Source organism: Streptomyces sp. JW3, assembly GCF_052216785.1.
In the GTDB taxonomy this organism is placed as follows: domain Bacteria; phylum Actinomycetota; class Actinomycetes; order Streptomycetales; family Streptomycetaceae; genus Streptomyces.
The window spans coordinates 77,024-96,120 of record NZ_JBQOUX010000006.1 but is presented as its reverse complement, the minus strand read 5'-3'; the positions used below and the strand labels follow the sequence as shown (position 1 = coordinate 96,120).

The window sequence follows — 19,097 nt, the reverse complement described above, 5'->3', positions numbered from 1 at the left end:
ACGGCGAACAGCGGTGCGTCGGCGAAGGGCTGTCGTTCGCCTACTTGTCGAAGGCGGGATGCGGCAGGAGGACGACCTTGCCCAGCGGATGGCCGTGTTCCAGGTGGGCGAAGGCCGCCCGGACCTCGGACAGCGGACAGGTCCGGCTGACCGGCACCTCGATCCGGCCGGTCGCCGCCAGCCCGGCCAGCTCGGTCAGCACCGCCTGGCCGGTGCCCTCGGCACTGCCCCGCGACCGGGTGCCGAGGTCGGCGGCGGCGCGGTGGTCGAGGGTGTTGACCCGGCGGGGCAGCACCCCCAGGGAGAGCGCGATCCGGGGGTAGTCGCCGCCGTGGAAGTCGAGGAAGGCGTGGGCCGTGCCGGCCCCGTCGCCCTCGACCGTCCGGCGGAGGCGTTCGGTGATCCCGCTGCCGTAGCCGACGAGGGTGGCGCCCTGGGACTCCAGCCAGTCCCGGTGCCGGGCGGAGGCGATCGCGACCACGTGTGCCCTGCGCAGGCGCAGGAGTTGGACGGCGAGACTGCCGACCCCGCCGGTGGCCCCGCTGACCACGACGGTCTCGCCGGCCAGCGGGTCGACGCCGGCGATCGCGGCCCAGGCGGTGCTGCCCGCGACGTAGAGGGCGCCGGCGGCGGCCCAGGGCAGAGCGTCGGGCTTGCGGACGAGCTGGTCCTCCGGGACGACGACGTACTCGGCGTGGCTGGAGCGCTCCCAGGACCAGCCGAGGACCGGGTCCCCGGGGGCCCAGCCGGTCACCGCGGCCCCGGTCGCGGTGACGGTGCCGGCCAGATCGCTGCCCTGGCCGGAGGGGAAGACCGCGGGGAACCGCTCGTGCAGGGCCCCGGTGCGGATCTTGGCCTCGCCCGGGTTGATCCCGGCCGCCCGTACCCGGACCAGGACGTCCCGCGGGCCGAGCGGGCGCACGTGGACGTCTTCCACGCCGAGCACGTCGATGTCTCCGTACCGGTGGAAACGTACGGCTTTCACGCGCGTCCCTCCGGCCGGAGCCGGTCGCCGATGAAGGCGGCGACCTGGTTGAGGGCGCGCGCGGCCTCGTCGACCACCGGGGCGAATCCCTGGAAGACGTGCGGCGCCCCGGGGAAGGTCCGCAGGGTGACCGGGACGTCGGCGTGGGCGGCCCGCGCGGCCAGCCGCAGGGCGTCGTCGAGCAGGATCTCCCGGCCGCCGGCCTGGATCAGCAGCGGCGGCAGGCCGCGCAGATCGGCGTGGAGCGGGCTGGCCTGCGGGGTGCGCGGATCCGCGCCGGCGAGGTAGTCGGCGGCCCGGGTCGCAAGGGCCTGCCGGGTGAGCGCCGGATCCGTGTCGGCCCGGGTCGTCATGCTGGCGCCGGACTGGGTGAGGTCCGTCCACGGCGACAGGACGGTGGCGGACGAGGGCTGCGGCAGTCCCGCGTCCCGGACCGCCAGCAGCAGGGCGAGGGCGAGGCCGCCGCCGGCCGACTCGCCGACGACCGCGACCGACCCGGCCGGGGTGCCCTGGTCGAGCAGTGCCCGGTAGGCGGCGAGGACGTCGTCCACGGCGGCCGGGAAGGGATGTTCGGGGGCGAGCCGGTAGTCGACGCAGAGGGCGGTGGCCGCGGTGCGCCGGGCGATCTCGGAGGCCAGGCCGACGCCGGCGGCGGCGGAGCCGAGCGCGTAGGCGCCGCCGTGGAAGTACAGCACGGTGCCGGCGGCCGGCGCGGTGGCGCCGGCCCGCACCTCGACGGCGGGCACCGCGCCCAGCTCGACGGTCCGGGTGCGGACGTCGGCGGGCAGCGGCGCGGAGCCGAGTATCTCGTCGAAGACGCGGCGCATCTTCGGCACGTCGCCGCCCAGGTCCAGCGGTGAGTTCAGCAACAGGTCGGAGATGTGGTCTAGCTGACTGTCAGTCATGTTGTCGTTTCCTTACGGGTCTTTACAGATGTTGCGGCGCGTGGGCGACGTGCAGGACCTCCTCGAAGCCCATCCGCCGGACGAAGTCCGAGCGGGCGTCGAACACCGCGGAGTTGGCCTGCTCGACCAAGGAGCGGGTCAGGTCCACCACACTGCGGAAGGGGCGCTCGCCGAAGGGCAGCGACAGGATCCTGGCGATCTCCTCGGCGACCACCACGGGGTCGGCCCGGGTGCCCGGGGCGAACAGGCCCTCGGTGGCCTCCTCGTTGCGGGCGACCAGCGGGTCCAGGACCCGGTAGCCGGCGCTGACGCCGGCGGCGTCCGCGGGCCGGCCCGCGCTGGGGAAGTGGTCGGTGCCCTGGGTGAAGGCCCCCGGCATGACGATCACCGTCTCGATGCCGAGCGGAGCCACCTCGTAGGAGGTCACCAGGGCCAGCGAGTCCATCGCCGCCTTCGACACGACGTACGGGCCGAGGAACGGCGGCGTGGTCACCGGGATGGTGCTGCCCACGTAGAGGAGGGTGCCGCCGCCCTGCCCGCGCAGGTGCGGCAGCGCGGCGCGGTTGAGCCGCTGGACGCCGAGGGTGTTGACGTCGATCAGGTGGGCGATCTCCTCGGCGCTGAACGCCTCGACATAGCCGGTGACCAGGTGCCCGGCATTGTGGATGACGACGTCCAGTGCTCCGGCGTCGGCGAGTACTTCGGCGACCGCGCGGTCGGCGGACTCCTGGGAGGCGACGTCGAGTTCGACCACGTGCAGGTCGAGCCGCTCGGCCGCGGCCAGGCGGCGCAGCTCCTCGGCGCGGGCGGCGTTGCGGGCGCCGGGGGCGCGCATCGAGGCGTAGACGCGGTGACCGGTCCGGGCGAGGGCCCGCGCGGTCAGGTTGCCGATGCCGGTGGCGGCACCGGTGATGAGTACGGTCGACATGGTGGTTCTCCGATCGAAGAGGGGCCGTGAGGGTGTGCCGTGACGGTGTGCCGTGACGGTGGGCAGGTGGTGCCGCTGTCGCCGTACGGCGATGGCGGGGTCAGGCGATGCCGCCGTTGCTGTACAGCACCTGTCCGTTGATCCACCGGCCGGCCGGGCCGGCCAGGAAGGCGACGGCCTCGGCGATGTCCTCGGGAGTGCCGAGCCGCTCCAGGGGTGCGGCGGCGGCGATCCGGGTGATCAGCTCCTCGCTCTTGCCGTCGAGGAAGAGCGGTGTCGCGGTCGGTCCCGGGGCCACCGCGTTGACGGTGACGTCCCGGCCGCGCAGCTCGCGGGCCAGGATCAGGGTCATGGCCTCCACCGCGCCCTTGGTCGCCGCGTAGCCGCCGTAGCCGGGCTGCTGGAGCCGGGTCACCGAGGTGGAGAAGTTGATCAGCGCACCGCCGGGGCGCAGCCGGCGGGCGGCGAGCCGGGAGACCACGAAGGTCCCGCGGACGTTGACCCGGTGCATCCGGTCGAAGTCGTCCAGCTCCATCTCGGCGAGGGGCGCCAGCAGCATGATCCCCGCGGTGTTCACGACCGCGTCGACGCCGCCGAAGCGTCGTTCCACGGTGTCGAAGAGCCCGGTCATCCCGGCCGGCTCGGCGACGTCGCCGGGCAGGGCCAGCGCCGTGCCGCCCGCCGCGGTGACCGACTCGACGACCGCCTCGGCCCGCGCCGCGCTGCCCGCGTAGTGGACGACGACGGTCATGCCGTCCGCGGCCAGCCGGCGCGCGACCGCGCCGCCGATGCCACCCGAGCCGCCGATCACCACGGCCACCCTGGGCCGACCGGATCCGTTCTGCGACACCGATTCCGCGCCGTTCATGGCTGCTCCTGCGTGTGGGACGTTCCCGGGCGGTCGCCCGGCTCCGGAATCAACCCTCCGCCGCCTGCATTTATTTGTCTAATGAATCATTGAAATGTAAGTTATGCGGATGGTGCATATCGAACGGGTCGACCTCAACCTGCTGGCGCCCCTGGCGGCACTGCTGGAGGAGCGACACGTCTCGCGCGCCGCCGAAGTCGCCGGAATGAGCCAGCCGACGATGAGCCGGGCCCTGGGGCGGCTGCGGCACACGCTCGGCGACGAGCTGCTGGTGCGCACGCCGCGCGGGTACCGGCTCACCCCGCGCGCCGAGCGCGTCCAGCGCCAGCTGCGGGCGGTCCTGCCGCGACTGGAGAGCCTGTTCGCCCCCGAAGGGTTCGACCCCGCCGAGGCCGCCGAGGTCTTCCGGGTGGCGGGGACCGACTTCACCCAGGTCTTCGCGCCCGCGGTGTTTCAGCGGGTCTTCCGTGAGTCGCCGCGCTCCACTCTGCACTTCCGCACCTGGCACGACACCATCTACGAGGATCTCGACCGCGGCGTCGTCGACCTCGTGTTCTTCGCCAGGTCGGGGCCGGCCACCGCACTGCGCACCGAACATCTCCTCGACGACCGGTTCGTGTGCGTGCTCTGCGCGGACCACCCGCTGGCCGCGCAGCCGGACATCGCCCTGCCGCAGTACCTGGACGCCGCCCATGTCGTCGTCGGCACCATCGGCGAACGTCAGACGGCCATCGAGCAACGCCTGGAAGACCTCGGCGAGCACCGCCGGGCCGGACTGACCGTGCCCTACCACTCCCTGGCCCTGCGTTCGGTCCCGGGCACCCGGCTGATCCTCACCCTGCCCGCGCGGCTCCTCGCGGAACAGCCCCCGGATCCCGGCATCCGGATCCTGCCCGCGCCCCCGGAGATCCGCGCCCTGGACTACCGGATGGCCTGGCACCCCCGGCTCGACGGCGACCCGGGACAGCGCTGGCTCCGGGACGCCATCCGCGCCGTCACGGCGGAACTGCCGGAGCCGGGTGCGGAGTTGCCCTGAGGTGGACGGCGGGGCGCCGTCCTGACCAACGTGATTGACGGAGCAGACTCAGCCCCGAAGCTCCCGAAGCTCCTTGACCATGACGGCGAACAACGGCGAGTCGGCGAAGGGCTGCCGTTCGCCCACTTTCTGGTAACCCCACGACTCGTACAGCGCCCGCACCTTCGGATGACCGACCTCGACCAGGAGTACGGCGAGATCCTCGGCGCGTTCCTCCAGCAGCGCGGCGTGCAGCCGCCCGGAGACGCCCTGCTTGCGCCACCGGGGGCGCACCATGATCTCGGATACCGAGTACGTGGCGGTACGGCCGCTGTCCGGTTCGTACCCGCAGTCGCGCCACCACTCCCGTCCGGGCGTGGCCGGGGCACCGTAGGCAAATCCTGTGGGCTCGCCCTCGTCGTACGCCACGACGCAGGTGAACCCCTCCGCACTCGACCAGTGGTCGACGAACCAGTCGAAGCGCTGGTGGAAGGGGTCGTCCATCTGATCGGCATAGGCGTCGGCGTGTACGTCGATGAGCATCTGCCGGAAGCCTTCAGGAAGGTTTCCGTGCTGGAAGTGATGCAGTTCGGTCACGCTCGGCTCCATTCGGTTCGCATGCGGTCTGTCCAGTTTCTTGCGTAGGAGGTGTAGGGGGCCATGGCGAACAGGCCGCGGTGGAAGTCGCCCATGAGCGTGCGCATACGGCCGGGCAGCGGGTCGCCGTCCATGATGGTGAAGACGTCGGTGGCTGAGGCCGTGGCCTGTTCGGCTTCTCCCTGGTGAAGCTGGGTGAGGGCGAGCTGGGCGGTCGCGAGGGCTCTGTTGCGCCGGAAGGCGGTCGGGATCCTGGCCAAGGCTTGGTGTGCCATGGCTTCGGCGTGCGGGTGGCGTCCGCTGTTGAACTGAATGACCGCGCCGAGGTGGTCGAGTTCGGCCTGCCCGTAGAAAGCCGTCCAGCGCGGGCGCTCGCGGTCGACCACTCTGGTGAAGGTGTCCTGGGCCGATCCCAGAGAGCGCAGTCCCGCTCGGCTGTCGCCGAGGGCCGCGTATGCGAGAGCGACGCGGACTCGGCCCAGCGAGTCGAAGAACGGGTCTCGGCGAGCCGCTGACGAGGCTTGTGCGGCCTGAGCCGCCGCGAGTGCTTCGGGCCAATTCCGCCGCTGGTAGGCGAGCATCGCGAGGTTGACCCAGACTCGCATCTCGGTGGGGCCGTCCTGGGACAGGCCGGCGTACGTCGCTGATTCGTTCAGGTAGCTCTGGGCCTGGGTGAGGTTGCGGGCGTCGATGCAGGACCAGGCGGCGATGGTGGTGTACTCGGCGGCCAGTGCGTACAGGGCTCGGCGGACGCGTTCGCCGGCGTTGCGCTGCTGTAGCTCCAGCACCCTGTTGCGGCCCTGGGAGGCGGCCCGCTCCAGTTCGGTGTGTCCGCCTTGGCGGTCGTCGGCTTCGACGAGGGCGTTCATCCCGGCAGCGACCCGGGCCACGTCCGACATGCCGACCGCCCTGCGCTGAGCCACCAAGGGAACCGCGGCGGCCGCGGTCCCGGTCGTTGAGGTGAGGAAAGTGCGACGCCGCACGGGGCCCTCCTGCGGATGTTGCATGGTGCGTGGTGCGCTGAAGCCTAAATCCTCGACGGCAACCGAACACCCGCTCCAAAGCAGCGCACGTGCGTCCAATGGGACGGCGGGAGCTCCCGTTGAGGAGGTTGCGGACGGTGCGGTCGGAGACGTCGCCGGGCCGACCGGTGATCTCTGCCAGCGCGGCGTTCATTCGGCAGGCCAGTTCCTCCTGGGTGAGCCCGAGTTCCTACATCCGGCTCTTGAGGATGGCGTTCGCTCCCATGTGCCCGGCCCCCGCCGCCTGTGGGACGCGGTCGAATCGGCGGTGGCCACCTGGGGGGAGTACGGCGCACCGAACACCGCAGCGTTCGGCGTCACTGCGTTCCGCGATCGGCAGGTGGTCTGGCTCGGGAACCCGAACGGGCCGCAGTGGGGTCTGCCGTCCTGATCCCGTATGTGCCCGTTCCGTTCCACCGCTCGATGACGCGGTACCGGTTCGGCGTTGGCCCGGCCGAGACCGCAGTGCTCCCGTACCGCAAGCATTGCGGACGCCAACGCCAAGCTGGACGATGGCGGCCGGGCACCGAGGTGATCAACGCCGGCGAGCCCATCGCTACGTTGCACGCGTACTCGGTTGTGTCATTACGAACTGGAATCCTCGATGTATTTCGACCGGCCCTTGTCGCCCGCCACCGCTGTTTGAGCCCAGTGCGGATCCGTTCGGCCGCAGGGTTGCCGTGCGAACCTCCCGGAGCCGCCGAACTGCACCGGCGCTGACGTCATGCTTCGAATCCCCAAGCAGCGAGGGACACGGCCAGGACTCACGATCTTCCGCTGAAGCTCAGGAGGTCACGGTCCGCCCCGCGTGCTGGTGCGGATCTCCGGCGCCCGAGTGTGGTCGGCACCGCATGGGCATTGTGGTACCTGCCGCCCGGCAGCGGAGGCTGGGGAAGGTCGCAAGAATCTCATCGCCATGAGAAAAATGGTTCGTGCCTGAATGAGCTGGTGCCGTCCGGTCATGGCCTCACCGGTCGCATACAGCACTGCGGACCGTGCCAGTACGCGCATGACTTCCACAGTTCGGCGCTGCCGCAGTCGCAGACGTAGCAGTTCCGCCTGGAGGATGAGTTCGATTCGGGGAGCGGAATCCGTACGGCTCGCCGATATCGCCTTCATAAGAATGTGCTCGGCACCGGTCTGGTCATTCTGATGGAGGTACCACCGGGCCCATGAGCCTTGTAGCAGGAGAAGTCCGTTGCTGACCTGACCGACTTGCGCAAAGGCGGACTCGGCCATGGACAAATGGTAGGCGGCCTCCGTAGCCGAGCCGTGATCGGTGAGGACTTCCGCCAGGCGTTGGTGGTAGAAACCATGTCGGGTCAGATAACCGTCGGAGAGCTTCTCGCCTTCCACGAAGAGTCGGAGAGCGAGTTGGTGATTTCCGTTGTCTACAGCGATGCGACCGAGGTAGTGCATGGCGCTTGCCGTCGGCTGGGAGACATCAGGATGTCCGTGATGCTGTCTGCCCAGACGCACCGCCAACTCGAAATGGTCGCGGGCGCGTCGCGGATCGGTGTAGTACACGGCCATGCCCGCGGTCGACTCGAGATCGGCTCCGAGTACACCTTGCTGTTGGTCGCCCAGGGCGGCACGGCAGGCGTGCACGTGCTTTCGGGCGCCGCGGTAGTCACTGATGTCCACGTGGAACCGGGCGAGGTGCAGACGCGCAGTGACGTACTCGGCCTGACTCTGAGAATTGGAGACCGCCCGTTCGATGAGATTGAGTCTGACAGGATCCTGGTTTGCCAGACAAGCCTGCAGGCGGGCCGCAGACAGCAGAAGGTACGTGGTCGGGGCACCGCGCTGGGTGAGAACGTCAATGAGCCGAAGAGCGTATTCGAGTAACTCCTCGAAACCGCGGTAGCCGCTCCCCGCACCGATGGTGAGCACGACGTCGAAGGCGAGGTCGAGTAGTGCGTACAGATCGCTGTCGGGCACTGCGGTTGAGAACCCAAGTGCCCCGTCGAGTAGTTGGGCCAATTGCGGAACCTTATCGGTGCGTGAGTAGCGCTCCGGTTCTACGAGGGCCCGCGCGATGAGCAACGGATAACCCTCGGCCGCGACGTCGGCCATGAGGCTCGGCCACTTGAAGGTCTTCTCCTGCTGGGCCGGCATGCTGCTTCACCTGTCGCGGCGGAGGGCGGAGGCGGGGCAGGTGTGCTCGTAGAGGAGGCTGTGGATCGAGTACTTCCGGTTCATGTCGGACGGGCGGAGCAGATTGAGCCGGCAGGCCGAGGAGAGCAGTTCGTCGAAGGACCTCTTGTCCAAGCCGGGACTCATCGCCACGGTCTCGCTCGCCAGGTCCTCGTAAGTCATCGAACCGCCCCGGCCGTTGGCGCAGAAGGCGAACAGCAGACGGAGCGCGTCGTGCGGACTGGAACGCCGGGAGAGCTCGTCCAGAGAACGCTCGAACAACCATCCACGCACGCGCCCGGCCAGCACGGCCTCGTCGGGGAGGGCGGCAAGATCTTCGATTATTCGGGAGAGCGATTTACCGCTCGCCACGTACTGGGAGACGATCAGTTTGATCAGGAACGGATTTCCGTCCGTGATCCGGTAGATCGGCGCCAAGTCGTTGTTTCTCGCCGACTGCAGGTCCGAGTTTCCGCCCCGTGCGGCAAGGCGTGCCAAATCATAGGTGTGCTGTTCTGCCAGCGGGTGCACGGCGATGTTGTGGACGTCGAAATCGTGACGCTCCGAGTTCCAACGTGTTGTCGCGACGATCTTGTGTGGAGGGCGGATCCCCAGGGTTCGGAGCCGTTCCACAACTCGGTCGGCCGCCGCAACAAATTCCAAGTTGTCAATGACGATGAGAACTCGCGATTCACCGAGTTCATTCTTCAGGTGGGAAGTGAACTCGCGTTCCCACAGGGCCTGACTAGGAGATAGTTCGCAGCCGATTTGCACCGCGAGCATGCTAAGGAGGTCATTCCAGTAGATGTGGTTGATCGCCTGAGAGTTCGGATCGTCCGTCGCGAAGCGGGTATTTCGGGCCGAGGCCCAGACGACATGCGTGAAGCATCCTGCGGCCGCCACTCGTGACACGGCGGCAAAGGTGACGGCTGTCTTACCGAGACCGCCGTCACCGTGCACGGCGATCGCCGACGCCGAAGAGGAATGTTCGATCACGCCGGTGAGCCTCTCCACGAGGTCGTCCACGTGGATCAGTTCCTCCTCGCTCAGGAGGACATGGCGGCGCCAGTCAGACGGAGTTCGGCTCTCCTTCGTGGCCACGACGGGGGTTCGCTCCCGTGTCTCCGATACCGCAGAGGTGGCGGTCGGGGCCTCCGCAGTGGGCTCACCCTTGACGGCAAGCGCGGAGGAGGGGCAAGAGGACTCGTTCGCCGCCAGCAGCTTCTGCCGAAGGGCTACGTGCGATCTGTCATCGACCGTCTTCGGCTGGATGATCGTGAAGTGATCTCCTGGCAGAGACCCTGTGTCACGGAAGACGCTCTGTGCCGATGCTTGGGTCACCACATTGTCCTCTGTGCCCGCGAACGCCGTGATCGGAATGGGGCACGTGTCGGGACGCACTTCGGTGGCGTACAGCACTTGATGCACGACAATGCTTTGCGCCTCGGAAACCTGACGGTTCAGAACGTGGAGTTGTCTGCGCTGCGGGTTTCTGTGCAACCAAGTACGGGCCAGCTCCGAGCCGTTGTTCGGACAGGCAAAAAGGACGACCTGTCGAATACGGCTCAGGTTCCCACCGCGGCCCCTGCCGAGCATGCGCTGGAAATACCGCTGAATAATGAGACCGCCCTGGCTGTGTGCGACCAGTGCCAAGGATTCGTACTCCTCGGCAACGGTCGAAAGGTACGTCCCCAAATCGTCGGCGATGTCTTCGTAGGACGGTATGCGTCGCAGCGGGTTGATGGACACCATCGGTGATCTGTAGTTGAAGAACAGTGGGTCGACGAAGCCCAGTCTTGCATCCTCGGCTATTCGCGCTGTGAAATTTTTCCATGTCTCGCCACTGGAGAGGAAGCCGTGAATGAACACCACACCGAGTCTGCCGTTTACCGCCATAGTTGACTCCCCGCTGCGTCACCGCGTGCCCCGACACTATCGAGCGCGCCGCCACGCGTCAGCCGATTCGGCGCCTACTCACTTCCTCTCTGCCCTTCTCCGCCCAACGCCACCGTGTGATCGGCAGTCGGTGGCGTCGGCGGAACACAGGCCGGATGCCCTGCTCGCGGTCACGCACCTGCCGCACGGTCATCCGAGCGTGAGCTGTCCGGCAGGGGCGGAGTCGATGATGTCGGCCTCGCGTATCTCGCTCACGCCGTCGCCCCCGGCTGCTCCGGGGCGATCTCGGCGATCAGGCCCTCGACCAGGCCCTCGACCAGGTCCTTGATCTCGTCCCGGATGGGCCGCACCGCCTCGACGCCCTGGCCGGCCGGGTCGTCCAGCGTCCAGTCCAGGTACCGCTTGCCGGGGAAGACCGGGCAGGTGTCGCCGCAGCCCATCGTGACGCAGACGTCGGATTCCCGTACCGCGGCCACGGTGAGCGGCTTCGGGGCCGCGGCGGAGATGTCGATGCCGACCTCGGCCATCGCCGCGACGGCCGCCGGGTTGACCTCGGTGCCCGGGGCGGAACCGGCGGAGCGGACCTCGACGCGGTCGCCGGCCAGATGGGTCAGCCAGGCGGCGGCCATCTGCGAGCGGCCGGCGTTGTGGACGCAGACGAACAGGACGGACGGCTTGTCGGCCATGATGATCGTTCTCTCTCGTCGTACGGCGGAACCCAGCCGCCCATGACTTCAGCCCTCGCTGGTATCAGCGAGCGGTGATGTGAAAGTATCAGCGCATGCTGACTTCAGTCGATCCTGATGTGATCCGGGTGCTGGGTGATCCGCTCCGCCTGAAGATCGTGACCCTTCTGGCGCGCGAGACGCTCTGCACGACGCACCTGGTCGAGGAGACCGGAGCCAAGCAGACCAACCTGTCCAACCACATGAAGGTGCTGCGCGAGGCCGGGATCGTGGAGACCGAGCCGTGCGGCCGCTACACCTACTACGCGCTCAAGCCCGAGGTCCTGGCCGGCCTGTCCGAGCAGTTCGCCGAACTCGCCGCCTGCGCCCGCACCGCCGCCGAGAACAAGAGGGCCTGTCCGTGACCTCCACCGAGCCCGCCACCTCCGCGCGGACCGGGGGCGGCGACGACTCGATCGTCAAGAAGCTCTCCACCCTCGACCGCTACCTGGCGGCGTGGATCCTCATCGCCATGGCCGTCGGCCTCGGGCTCGGCCGGGCCATTCCGGGACTGAACGACGCGCTGGCGAAGGTGGCGGTCGGCGGTGTCTCCCTGCCGATCGCGCTCGGCCTGCTGATCATGATGTACCCGGTCCTGGCCAAGGTCCGCTACGACCGGCTGGACGCCGTCACCGGCGACCGGAAGCTGATGATCTCCTCCCTGGCCATCAACTGGATCCTCGGGCCCGCGGTGATGTTCGCCCTGGCGTGGATCTTCCTCCCGGACCTGCCCGAGTACCGCACCGGTCTGATCATCGTCGGCCTGGCCCGCTGCATCGCCATGGTGATCATCTGGAACGACCTCGCCTGCGGCGACCGCGAGGCCGCGGCCGTGCTCGTCGCGCTGAACTCGGTTTTCCAGGTCCTGGCGTTCGGTCTGCTGGGCTGGCTCTACCTCGACCTGCTGCCCGGCTGGCTCGGCCTCGGCGACGGAGAGCGCCTGGACGTCTCGATGTGGGAGATCGCCCTGAACGTGGTCATCTTCCTCGGCGTCCCGCTGCTGGCCGGTTTCCTGACCCGCCGGATCGGCGAGCGACGGATGGGCCGCGAGAGCTACGAGCGTGGATTCCTGCCCCGGATCGGCCCCTGGGCGCTGTACGGCCTGCTCTTCACGATCGTCGTCCTCTTCGCCCTCCAGGGGAAGACGATCACCTCGCGCCCTCTGGACGTCGCGCGGATCGCGCTGCCGCTGCTGGTGTACTTCGCGGTGATGTGGTTCGGCACCTTCGCCCTCGGCAAGATGATCGGCCTGTCCTACGACCGCACCGCCACGCTCGCCTTCACGGCGGCCGGCAACAACTTCGAGCTGGCCATCGCGGTCGCCATCGCCACCTTCGGCGTCACCTCGGGGCAGGCGCTCTCCGGCGTGGTCGGCCCGCTGATCGAGGTACCGGTACTGGTGGCACTGGTGTACGTCTCCCTGGCCTGGCGCCGGAAGTTCACCTGGGCGCGGCGGGGGGCATGACGTCCGGGCCGGCGGGGTGCGACGGTCGCCGGGCTTGACCACCGCGCCGAGCACCGCGCTTGACCACCGCGCCGAGCACCGCGCTTGACCACCGGAGTCGCCGTCACCCCCGGGACTCCCCTCATCCCACGGCGAGCAGCGCGCCCATGGCCGCCACCACGGCCGGCGCGACCTGGTAATAGACCCAGGTGCCGCGCCGTTCGGAGGTCAGCAGGCAGGCCTCGCGCAGCTTCTTCAGGTGGTGGGACACGGTCGGCTGGGACACGCCGACGTCGGCGATGTCGCACACGCACGCCTCCCCGTCCGGATGGGAGGCGATCTTGGAGAACAGCCGCAGCCGTACCGGGTCCGACAGTGCCTTGAACATGGCGGCCATCTTCTCCGCGTCCGCCGGGGACAGCTCACCGGCGCTGATCGGCGGGCAGCACGGCGGCGCCAGTTCCCCGGCTGCGGATCTCGCTACGGCTACGCCTACGCCTTCTGACTTCGACATACGTCTATATTGACACTCATCGATACGAGTGCCAAGCTCGACTGTATCGACAGACGTCGAAACAAGAAGCTCCCGGAGGAGACCGACCGCCATGAGCACCCAGCCACTCCCCGTCGTCGTCATCGGAGCCGGCCCCGTCGGACTGGCCGCCGCCGCCCACCTGACCGGACGCGGCATCGAGCCCCTCGTGCTGGAGTCGGGCGGCACCGCCGGCGCGGCCGTTCGCGAGTGGAGCCACGTACGCCTCTTCTCCACCTGGGGCGAAGTCGTCGACCCGGCCGCCGAGAAGCTCCTTGCCCCCACCGGCTGGACCCGGCCCGACCCGGCGACGTACCCGTCCGGCGGGGACTGGGCCGAGCGGTACCTCCAGCCGCTGGCCGACGTCCTCGGAGACCGGGTCCGCACCGGCGCCACCGTCACCGGGGTCTCCCGGGCCGGGCGCGACCGGATCGTCGACGCGGACCGCGAGTCCCAGCCCTTCACCGTGCACGTCGAGTACGCAGACGGCCGCGAGGAGCGCGTCCTCGCCCGCGCCGTGATCGACGCGTCCGGCACCTGGGGTACCCCGGCCCCGGCGGGCGGCGACGGACTGCCCGCGCTCGGCGAGAAGGCGGCGGCCGACCGCGTCACGTACCGCGTCCCGGACGTGACCGACCCGGCCGTACGCGCCCGTTACGCGGGCAGGCGCACGGCCGTCATCGGCACAGGTGCCTCCGCCTTCACCGCGCTCGCCGCACTCGCCGGGCTGGATGAAGACGCCGGTACGAGGGGTACGAGGGCGGTGTGGATCCTGCGCCGGGGCATCTCCGGCGCCACCTTCGGCGGCGGCACCGCCGACCAACTGCCCGCCCGCGGCGCCCTCGGCCGCGCCGCGAAGGCCGCCGTCGACGACGGCCACGCCGACGCCGTGACCGGCTTCCGCACCGAGGCATTCGAACGCGACGGCGACGGCGACGGGCGCCTGGTCCTGGTGGCCGAGGACGGCCGCCGCCTGGCCCCGGTGGACGAGGTGATCGTCCTGACCGGGTTCCGCCCCGACCTGTCCTTCCTCGCCGAGATCCGCCTGAACCTCGACGAACGCCTCCAGGCCCCGGCCGGCCTCGCCCCGCTGATCGACCCCAACCAGCACTCCTGCGGCACCGTCCCGCCGCACGGCCACCGAGAGCTGTCCCACCCCGAACAGGGCATCCACGTGGTCGGCATGAAGTCCTACGGCCGCGCCCCCACCTTCCTCGCGATGACCGGCTACGAGCAGGTCCGCTCCGTCACCGCCGCGCTCGCGGGCGACCTGGACGCCGCGGACCGGCTGGAACTCACCCTGCCCGAAACAGGCGTATGCGGCGGCGCGGGCCTGTTCGACACTCCCGAGACCCAGCAGACCGACGGTGGCGGCTGCTGTGCGGCCCCGGAAGCGCAGCTCGAGACGCTCGGCGCGCCCGCAGCGGGAGGCGCGGCTGCCGAGGAGGGTCCGGCGGGCGGTTGCTGCGGCTCGTGACCAGCCTCAACACCCGCGCTGCCCTGCCTGCCCCCTGCCTGGTGGTGGCCACGGAGGCGCTGCGCGTGAAAGGGCCAGGCCCGCAAGCCCCGCCCACAATCACCAGAACGCCAGGTCAGGGCCACACCAAGCAATAAGCCTGATGCCCCGCCTCATGCAACCGATGGCTGAAGTCCTGCCACTCATGCAGCAGTTGGTACACATTGAACGCATCCCGCGGCCCCCCGCGGTCCGGCACCGTCGACCAGATGAAGGCCGCCGCGCCGACCGCCTCCTCGCCGATGCCGCGCAGCGGGTCGACGACGGTCATCGGGAGCTTCACGACGGCGTAGTCGGGGTGGAGGACGACGAGTTCGAGCGGGGGGACGCGGTGCAGGGGGACGCCCTCGATGCCGGTGAGGACCATGGCGGCCATCGTCTCCGGCTTGATCTTGGTGAACATGCCGTTCATGCCGAGCTCGTCGCCGCCGAGTTCCTCGGGGCGCATGGAGATCGGCACGCGGGCCGCGGTCGCGCCGTCGGGCGCGCCGAAGTACTTGTACGTCACCCCCACCCGACCACCATTCCTGCTCCCGGCCCGCGGCCGGTCGACCCCGCGGTCGAGCCGGTCGGGCTCATTCGGTCCAGCGTGCGCCTGACGTGCCTCGGTCGTTTCCTCCGCCTCGCGTCGGTGCCTGCCCCGGCGGGCGCGCCGAGGACCCAGGTCGTCGGTCCCCTCGCCCAGTCCGCCACCGCGATGCATATCTCCACCCGACTGCTTTTCTAGGACGCGTGGCCCCCGCCGCGCAACCCGATCATCGTGTCAGTGACCTCCCCCACGGCCGCCCGCCGAAACGTGCGGTGAAACATCACCCGCAAGGACCCACGAGGACACCCGCGACGCCCTGCGGCCAGACGGCCGAGCTCCGGTCCCAGTCTTGCAGACGACACGGCTTCGGTAACGGTTGTCCGATCATCGGTGTTCCCGGCCACCCGCCCCGGTCCTCGCGTCCTTCGCCCTGACGGTTCTCCCACCAGCGCCGCCGTCCCCGTCTCCCCGTCGCCCACCCCCGGCGCCCCCCACCCCCTGGCCTACCCTGAAGAGGTCATCCACCCAACCGGAGTCCGAGAAGGTCGGAGAAGTCGCAGGTCATGAGCGAACTGGCATATCCATACGAAGCACCTGCCTCGCAGGCGCTGTTCGACCGTGCCGCGGCCGTCACGCCCGGCGGGGTGAACTCCCCGGTGCGGGCCTTCGGCGCGGTGGGCGGCACGCCGCGGTTCATGGTGTCCGGCAGCGGGCCGTACCTGACCGACGCCGACGGCCGGGAGTACGTGGACCTCGTCTGCTCCTGGGGGCCGATGATCCTCGGGCACGCGCACCCCGAGGTGATCGCCGCCGTGCAGGAGGCGGTCACCCGCGGGACGTCGTTCGGCACGCCCGCCGAGGGTGAGGTCGCGCTCGCCGAGGCGATGGTGGAGCGGGTCGCCCCGCTGGAGCAGGTGCGGCTGGTGTCCAGCGGGACCGAGGCGACGATGTCGGCCATCCGGCTCGCGCGCGGGTTCACCCAGCGCACCAAGGTGATCAAGTTCGCCGGGTGTTACCACGGTCACGTCGACTCGCTGCTCGCCGCCGCCGGCAGCGGGGTCGCGACGTTCGCGCTGCCCGACACCCCGGGCGTCACCGGCGCCCAGGCGAGCGACACCATCGTGCTGCCGTACAACGACCTCGACGCCGTGCACGCCGCCTTCGCCGCCCATCCCGGTGAGATCGCCTGCGTGATCACCGAGGCGTCGCCGGGCAACATGGGCGTCGTACCGCCGCTGCCCGGGTTCAACCAGGGACTGAAGGACGCCTGCGCCGCGAACGGCGCGCTGTTCGTCTCCGACGAGGTGATGACGGGCTTCCGCACCAGCCGGGCCGGTTGGTACGGCGTCGAGGGCGTCGTCCCCGACCTCATGACCTTCGGGAAGGTGATGGGCGGGGGCTTCCCCGCCGCCGCCTTCGGGGGGCGCGCGGACGTCATGGCGCACCTCGCCCCGGCCGGGCCGGTCTACCAGGCCGGCACCCTCTCCGGGAACCCGGTCGCCACCGCCGCCGGCCTCGCCCAGCTCCGCTTGCTCGACGAGGCCGCCTACGACCAGGTCGACGAGACCTCCCGGCAGATCCAGGGGCTGGTCGGCGAGGCGCTGGCCAAGGAGGGGGTCGCGCACCGGATCCAGACCGCCTCCAACATGTTCTCCGTCTTCTTCACCGACCGCCCGGTGCGCGACTACGCGGACGCCAAGGCGCAGGAGTCCTTCCGCTACACCGCCTTCTTCCACTCCCTCCTGGCGAACGGCGTCTACCTGCCGCCGTCCTCCTTCGAGTCCTGGTTCGTGTCCACCGCGCACGACGAGCGGGCCGTGCGGCGGATCGCCGACGCCCTCCCGGCGGCGGCCCGCGCGGCGGCGGAGGCCACGGCATGAGCGACAGCGGCGCGCACGACATCACCGTCGTCCACCTGATGCGGCACGGCGAGGTGGAGAACCCCAGCGGGGTGCTGTACGGCCGCCTCCCCGGCTACCACCTCTCCGAGCTGGGCCGCCGGATGGCCGACCGGGTCGCCGAGCACCTCGCCCCGCGCGATGTGACGTACGTCGTCGCCTCGCCGCTGGAGCGGGCCCAGGAGACGGCGACGCCGATCGCCAAGGAGCACGGCCTCGACCTGGCCACCGACGAGCGGCTCATCGAGGCGGACAACGTCTTCCAGGGCAAGACCTTCGGCATCGGCGACGGCGCGCTGCGCCGGCCCGCCAACTGGAAGCACGTGGTCAACCCGTTCAAGCCGTCCTGGGGCGAGCCGTACGTCGACCAGGTGGTGCGGATGAAGGCGGCGCTGGACACGGCCAAGGACCGGGCCCGCGGGCACGAGGCCGTCGTCGTCAGCCACCAGCTGCCGATCTGGATCGTCCGGTCCTACGTCGAGCGGCGCCGCCTGTGGCACGACCCGCGCAAGCGGCAGTGCACGCTCGCGTCCCTGACCACGTTCACGTACCAGGGCGACCGGATCGTCTCGGTCGGCTACTCCGAGCCGGCCCGCGACCTCGTCCCGGCCCATCTCCTGGCCGGTGCCAAGCCGGTGAAGGGGCAGCAGGGCAAGGCGTACGGGGCCTGAAAGACGGGGCATCGTGATTCGTTACCTTCGTTACGGTATTCGCACGTAGTTCCGGAACCCGCACGTTCGTCGCGTCCTCTCACAGGGTGACCACAGAGAACGCGACGAACGACGAACGGGGCCGCGATGCCTACCTCCACCACCCCTGGACCAGCCCGTACCTTCTCCCGGCGGGGCGCGCTCGGTCTCGGCGCGGGCGCCGCGGCGGCCGTCGGGCTGACGGGCTGCGGCGGCTCGCTGCCGGCGGACGGGCTCACGCCCCGGGCCGCCGCACCCAGCGCGAAGCCCACCGTGAGCGCCCGCCCGCTCGGCGACGGCTCCACGGAGTACACCGGCAGGCAGCCGCACCAGCCGAAGGCGGCCGAGCCGCTGGCGCCGGGGCAGACGCCGCCGCAGTTCGTCGTCTTCTCCTGGGACGGGGCCGGCGAGGTCGGCAACGGGCTCTTCCCGCGCTTCCTGGACCTCGCCGAGGAGCACGACGCGCACATGACCTTCTTCCTCTCCGGCCTCTACCTCCTGCCCGAGTCGAAGAAGCGGCGCTACGACCCGCCGAACAACCAGCGCGGCGCCTCCGACATCGGCTACCTCACCGACGCCCACATCAAGGAGACGCTGAAGAACGTCCGGCGGGCCTGGCTGGCCGGGCACGAGATCGGCACCCACTTCAACGGGCACTTCTGCGCCGGGTCCGGCTCGGTCGCCAACTGGACCTCCGCGCAGTGGCGCAGCGAGATCGACCAGGCGAAGAAGTTCGTCACCGAGTGGCGGACCAACACCGGGTGGACGGACCTGCCCGCCCTGCCCTTCGACTACGAGAAGGAACTCGTCGGCGGCCGCGCGCCCTGCCTGCTCGGCCAGCAGAACCTGCTGCCCACCGCCCGCGAGCTGGGCTGGCGCTACGACGCCTCCTCGCCGGGCGGGCAACAGGTGTGGCCGCGCAAGCGCGACGGGATCTGGGACCTTCCGCTCCAGCAGATACCTTTCCCCGGTCACTCGTTCGAGGTCCTGGCGATGGACTACAACATGCTCGCCAACCAGTCGGTCAACTCCACCAAGGCGCCGCCCGCCAACTACCCGGGCTGGCGCGAGCAGGCCACCCAGTCCTACATCGCCGGCTTCCAGCGGGCCTACGAGACCAACCGGGCGCCCTTCTTCGTCGGCAACCACTTCGAGGAGTGGAACGGCGGCCTCTACATGGACGCCGTGGAGCAGGCCCTCAAGCACATCGCCCGGGAGAAGGAGAAGGGCGGGGACATCCGGCTGGTCTCCTTCCGGCAGTTCACCGACTGGCTGGACGCCCAGCGGCCCGAGGTCCTGGACCAGCTGCGCACTTTGGCGGTCGGCAGCGCGCCGGCCGGCGGCTGGAAGACCTTCCTGAGCGCCCCGCCGCCCACGGTCTGAGGTGGGATTTCGTGCCCGTCAGGGGGGTG

18 protein-coding genes are annotated in these 19,097 nt (G+C 70.0%); 7 read left to right on the top strand and 11 right to left on the bottom strand.

The genetic code is table 11. The features are described 5' to 3' along the window. Nucleotides 1–40: 40 nt before the first annotated feature. From ACTT8P_RS04675 to ACTT8P_RS04660, 4 genes are all read right to left on the bottom strand, one after another. Nucleotides 41–985, bottom strand: a complete 945-nt coding sequence (locus ACTT8P_RS04675; protein ID WP_442830229.1) for an NADP-dependent oxidoreductase — start codon at nucleotides 983–985, stop codon at nucleotides 41–43. Next, nucleotides 982–1,890 (bottom strand): alpha/beta hydrolase, encoded by a 909-nt coding sequence (locus tag ACTT8P_RS04670; protein WP_442830228.1) that lies wholly within the window; start codon nucleotides 1,888–1,890, stop codon nucleotides 982–984. Before ACTT8P_RS04670 ends, ACTT8P_RS04675 begins: the two co-directional genes overlap by 4 nt. Nucleotides 1,891–1,912: 22 nt before the next feature. Further along, nucleotides 1,913–2,818, bottom strand: a complete 906-nt coding sequence (locus ACTT8P_RS04665; protein WP_442830227.1) for an SDR family NAD(P)-dependent oxidoreductase — start codon at nucleotides 2,816–2,818, stop codon at nucleotides 1,913–1,915. A 100-nt stretch (nucleotides 2,819–2,918) separates the two neighbouring features. After that, on the bottom strand, nucleotides 2,919–3,686 hold the full coding sequence (locus tag ACTT8P_RS04660) for an SDR family oxidoreductase (RefSeq protein ID WP_442830226.1): 768 nt from the start codon (nucleotides 3,684–3,686) through the stop codon (nucleotides 2,919–2,921). Between the two features lie 109 nt (nucleotides 3,687–3,795). On the opposite strand from ACTT8P_RS04660, the gene ACTT8P_RS04655 reads away from it, so the two are divergent. Next, nucleotides 3,796–4,722 (top strand): LysR family transcriptional regulator, encoded by a 927-nt coding sequence (locus tag ACTT8P_RS04655; RefSeq protein WP_442830225.1) that lies wholly within the window; start codon nucleotides 3,796–3,798, stop codon nucleotides 4,720–4,722. Nucleotides 4,723–4,770: 48 nt separating this feature from the next. Here ACTT8P_RS04655 and ACTT8P_RS04650 read toward each other — a convergent pair whose 3' ends face one another. From ACTT8P_RS04650 to ACTT8P_RS04630, 5 genes are all read right to left on the bottom strand, one after another. Beyond that, nucleotides 4,771–5,310: a GNAT family N-acetyltransferase gene (locus ACTT8P_RS04650; protein WP_442830224.1), complete on the bottom strand. Its 540-nt coding sequence runs from the start codon at nucleotides 5,308–5,310 to the stop codon at nucleotides 4,771–4,773. Beyond that, nucleotides 5,295–6,197, bottom strand: coding sequence for an XRE family transcriptional regulator (locus tag ACTT8P_RS04645; RefSeq protein ID WP_442830223.1), 903 nt, complete (start codon nucleotides 6,195–6,197; stop codon nucleotides 5,295–5,297). The genes ACTT8P_RS04650 and ACTT8P_RS04645 overlap by 16 nt, the downstream gene beginning before the upstream one ends. 915 nt (nucleotides 6,198–7,112) lie before the next feature. After that, nucleotides 7,113–8,438, bottom strand: a complete 1,326-nt coding sequence (locus ACTT8P_RS04640) for a tetratricopeptide repeat protein (protein WP_442830222.1) — start codon at nucleotides 8,436–8,438, stop codon at nucleotides 7,113–7,115. Nucleotides 8,439–8,444: 6 nt separating this feature from the next. Then, complete coding sequence (locus ACTT8P_RS04635) at nucleotides 8,445–10,352, bottom strand: esterase/lipase family protein (protein ID WP_442830221.1); 1,908 nt, start codon at nucleotides 10,350–10,352, stop codon at nucleotides 8,445–8,447. Nucleotides 10,353–10,603: 251 nt separating this feature from the next. Further along, nucleotides 10,604–11,038, bottom strand: a complete 435-nt coding sequence (locus ACTT8P_RS04630) for an arsenate reductase ArsC (RefSeq protein ID WP_442830220.1) — start codon at nucleotides 11,036–11,038, stop codon at nucleotides 10,604–10,606. Between the two features lie 95 nt (nucleotides 11,039–11,133). On the opposite strand from ACTT8P_RS04630, the gene ACTT8P_RS04625 reads away from it, so the two are divergent. Both ACTT8P_RS04625 and arsB read left to right on the top strand, forming a co-directional pair. Then, nucleotides 11,134–11,442 (top strand): ArsR/SmtB family transcription factor, encoded by a 309-nt coding sequence (locus ACTT8P_RS04625; protein WP_442830219.1) that lies wholly within the window; start codon nucleotides 11,134–11,136, stop codon nucleotides 11,440–11,442. After that, nucleotides 11,439–12,542 (top strand): ACR3 family arsenite efflux transporter, encoded by a 1,104-nt coding sequence (gene arsB, locus ACTT8P_RS04620; RefSeq protein ID WP_442830218.1) that lies wholly within the window; start codon nucleotides 11,439–11,441, stop codon nucleotides 12,540–12,542. Before ACTT8P_RS04625 ends, arsB begins: the two co-directional genes overlap by 4 nt. Nucleotides 12,543–12,663: 121 nt before the next feature. Here the strand turns inward: arsB and ACTT8P_RS04615 are convergent, their stop codons facing one another. Next, nucleotides 12,664–13,035 (bottom strand): ArsR/SmtB family transcription factor, encoded by a 372-nt coding sequence (locus ACTT8P_RS04615; protein WP_442830217.1) that lies wholly within the window; start codon nucleotides 13,033–13,035, stop codon nucleotides 12,664–12,666. A 91-nt stretch (nucleotides 13,036–13,126) separates the two neighbouring features. Between ACTT8P_RS04615 and ACTT8P_RS04610 the strand changes: the two genes are divergently transcribed. Further along, the gene (locus ACTT8P_RS04610; RefSeq protein ID WP_442830216.1) at nucleotides 13,127–14,530 is read left to right on the top strand and encodes an NAD(P)-binding domain-containing protein; all 1,404 of its coding nucleotides are present in this window, start codon (nucleotides 13,127–13,129) and stop codon (nucleotides 14,528–14,530) included. A gap of 115 nt (nucleotides 14,531–14,645) precedes the next feature. Here ACTT8P_RS04610 and ACTT8P_RS04605 read toward each other — a convergent pair whose 3' ends face one another. Continuing rightward, complete coding sequence (locus ACTT8P_RS04605; RefSeq protein ID WP_320783167.1) at nucleotides 14,646–15,083, bottom strand: hypothetical protein; 438 nt, start codon at nucleotides 15,081–15,083, stop codon at nucleotides 14,646–14,648. A gap of 578 nt (nucleotides 15,084–15,661) precedes the next feature. Between ACTT8P_RS04605 and hemL the strand changes: the two genes are divergently transcribed. From hemL to ACTT8P_RS04590, 3 genes are all read left to right on the top strand, one after another. Continuing rightward, nucleotides 15,662–16,978, top strand: a complete 1,317-nt coding sequence (hemL, locus tag ACTT8P_RS04600; protein ID WP_442830215.1) for a glutamate-1-semialdehyde 2,1-aminomutase — start codon at nucleotides 15,662–15,664, stop codon at nucleotides 16,976–16,978. Then, complete coding sequence (locus tag ACTT8P_RS04595) at nucleotides 16,975–17,667, top strand: histidine phosphatase family protein (protein ID WP_442830214.1); 693 nt, start codon at nucleotides 16,975–16,977, stop codon at nucleotides 17,665–17,667. The genes hemL and ACTT8P_RS04595 overlap by 4 nt, the downstream gene beginning before the upstream one ends. Nucleotides 17,668–17,793: 126 nt before the next feature. Further along, nucleotides 17,794–19,068, top strand: a complete 1,275-nt coding sequence (locus ACTT8P_RS04590; protein WP_442830213.1) for a hypothetical protein — start codon at nucleotides 17,794–17,796, stop codon at nucleotides 19,066–19,068. Nucleotides 19,069–19,097 lie beyond the last annotated feature (29 nt).